General features: G+C 42.1%; 2 protein-coding genes. One reads left to right on the plus strand and one right to left on the minus strand.

The window, feature by feature from the left end; translation table 11 throughout:
- Positions 1–235 precede the first annotated feature (235 nt).
- Positions 236–1,390, plus strand: coding sequence for an IS110 family transposase (locus O9X84_RS19385; RefSeq protein ID WP_269521297.1), 1,155 nt, complete (start codon positions 236–238; stop codon positions 1,388–1,390).
- Positions 1,391–1,807: 417 nt separating this feature from the next.
- Here the strand turns inward: O9X84_RS19385 and O9X84_RS19390 are convergent, their stop codons facing one another.
- Entirely contained in the window at positions 1,808–2,530 is a 723-nt protein-coding gene (locus tag O9X84_RS19390) for an SIMPL domain-containing protein (RefSeq protein ID WP_269521298.1), read from the minus strand.
- Between the last annotated feature and the right edge of the window lie 265 nt (positions 2,531–2,795).

Here is a 2,795-nt window from a genome sequence, read left to right on the forward strand (position 1 = left end):
ACCCTCGATAATCATCATCTGAGAGATAATTGGGGAGTACTTTTGTAAATGTACTTGTTTCGATAAATATCATACTGAAAGTATACGGCAATGCCGTATTATGTCAACACGCTATGAAAGGCATATAGACACAATGACTCCCTGAGAAATGCTAGCCTCCGCATTTTCGTGGGTTAGCTCAGAAAGCCAGTGCCATAATTAGTTTGTTCAATACTAAATCAATTTGGAGGCTAGCATGAACAAACATAGCATGATTTTTATCGGATTGGATACGCATAAGGAGTTTCACGAGGTTGCCTATTGTGAGGAGCAGCGTGGAGCGACACCAGTTCATTATGGGCGTATTCCCTCGTCTAAGGTCAGTGTCAAAAAGCTGCTCCGTCAGTTTGAATCCAAATATCCAGGCGCGACGCTTCACGTTGTTTATGAAGCAGGGCCATGTGGATATTGGATTTATCGACTTATCACAAGTTTAGGGCATTGTTGCTATGTCGTTGCGCCCTCCCTTATTCCGAAAAAGCCTGGCGAACATATCAAGACCGATAGGCGCGATGCGTTGAAGTTGGTGAAGTTATTAAGATCTGAAGATCTCACGCCCATTTATGTGCCTGAACCAGAGGATGAGGCAGTAAGAGATTTATCCCGAGCTCGAGAGCTTGCTATGAAGGATTTAAAAGAAGCTAAATACCAACTCAAAGCGCTGCTGCTAAGAAACAATATTCGGTATGAAGGCTCTGCTAATTGGTCGAAGAAACATCTGCGGTGGCTGACTGAGTTGATATTACCTCATCCCGCGCAGCACATCGTGCTGCAAGAATACTTACAAACGATAGAAGAGCGCATACGACGATTGGAAAGGTTGGATAACGAACTCACCCATCATGTACACCAGTGGCGCTATTATCCCGTTGTTAAAGCGATCCAAGCCATGCGTGGTGTGAGGCTTCTAGTAGCGGTTGGGGTTGTTGCGGAACTTGGTGATTTACACCGATTCGACCATCCTAGAAAGCTTATGGCTTATTTAGGTTTGGTACCCAGCGAACATTCCTCTGGTGGAAAACGCCATTTAGGCGCTATTACGAAGTCTGGTAACGGCAGAGCAAGGCGCTTGCTGATTGAAGGGGCGCATAGCTATCGATATCCAGCGAACGTGTCGACTAATATCCAAATCCGGCAAGAAGGGCTGCCCAAAGACATCGTTGATATTGCATGGAAAGCACAGCTTCGTCTGTGCAAACGCTATCAGCGCATGAGTAAAAAAGGTAAACACTACAATTTAATTATTACTGCGATAGCCAGAGAAATGGCAGCCTACATATGGGCTATCGCAAAAGAAGTGGTACTTACGCCAGTTAACCCAAAATTGAGATTGAGCAGAGTACCTGCATGATAAACGAGTTTGAGCTAATGCATTCGGATCAGGCCGCGGAATGTGGCACAACCTACGAGGGCGTTATGACGGCAATAACTTAACGGTTATTGATCCACGAACATAGACTGATGAGAAAGGCTGAGCGGTCACCGGGATCACGGCGGAGTGAGTAAGGTAGGCGCTGTTCATTGAGAGATGAATAATCCACGAATACCAGCATGACAACCGACGACATTACTGCCTCATCCGGTGCGTTAGCTCATTTATTTAGAGCAAGAGAACAGCTAATTATGGACCGAAAAAATGTCAGGGAGACACTTGGTTTTTATTGACAAGGGGAGTCATACCAACGCCACATTAAGCGGCTATAATGTTGAACGGAGTGAAAACAGCCAACTGTTTTTAGTCCGACTTGAATGCCTTGTTATACGTAATTTACTCTATTGTGTAAACAACATAGACGGTTGCTGTAGCTCTCATCTTTCCAATCTTGAATACACTAGACTTCGGTGGAACTCTATATCTCACTTGACCAGCTCCGTAAGACTGTCCGTAAATACTCTGATTTGGATGTAAATTATAAGTTTCTTGTTGTCGAGTTTGAAACTCGGAAACAGAATGAACATCTTTGAGCTTTTTCCCCTGTATTTCAGCTATTTCCTGAGCTTTCAATTTTGCATCTTTAATAGCTAACATTAACACGTCTTTTTTAACCGCACGTTCATCGGCTAACTCTACAGTAGACGATATCTTTGACGTTATTTCTGCTGAGATTAAGGCATCATTTAATAAAGGATATTTAGTTAGATCTTTTAAAACTATATCTATATTTCGGCTAACTCTCGTACCATTGTCAATCCTTTTCCCGTTATCTCTTTCTATTGCAGGAAAAATTTGGATGGGTGTTGCTGTAATTTGATTTGCACCGATTCCTAATTTTTTAGTTGATTCAAATATCTTTAGAGATTTCTCATCTATTTCTAATTTTGCAACATCTGCGTCTAGGTTAGTTGAAACAATAGATACTGATATCTTAATTTGATCGGGACTAATCTCTTTTTCTGCGTAGCCTTCAACATATATATGAGGTTCATTAGGAATTACCGTAGCAAAAGTAGAAATTGAAATAATTGATAAAAGTAGCAATATGGTTTTCATGGATAATCCTTTATAAGCGAATGCAGAATTTGATTTACGTATAACGCTAAGCTTTGGGGCGCTGGCACGTGGGCTAAAATCCGAACGAAGTGAGTCAGCCCACGTGTTAGCGTCCCAACGACCGAAGGGAGTGCCAACAGCGTTTTGATAATCATTGAGCCTCCTCCCTATCAGCATAAACTAAGTTTATCCTAATAGGCGACCAAACCAAGGGAGAAAACTCAATGAACTTTTATACTAATACACATCCGTACTATTGTGGAAT

It is taken from the genome of Alteromonas sp. BMJM2 (genome assembly GCF_027257845.1).
In the GTDB taxonomy this organism is placed as follows: domain Bacteria; phylum Pseudomonadota; class Gammaproteobacteria; order Enterobacterales; family Alteromonadaceae; genus Alteromonas.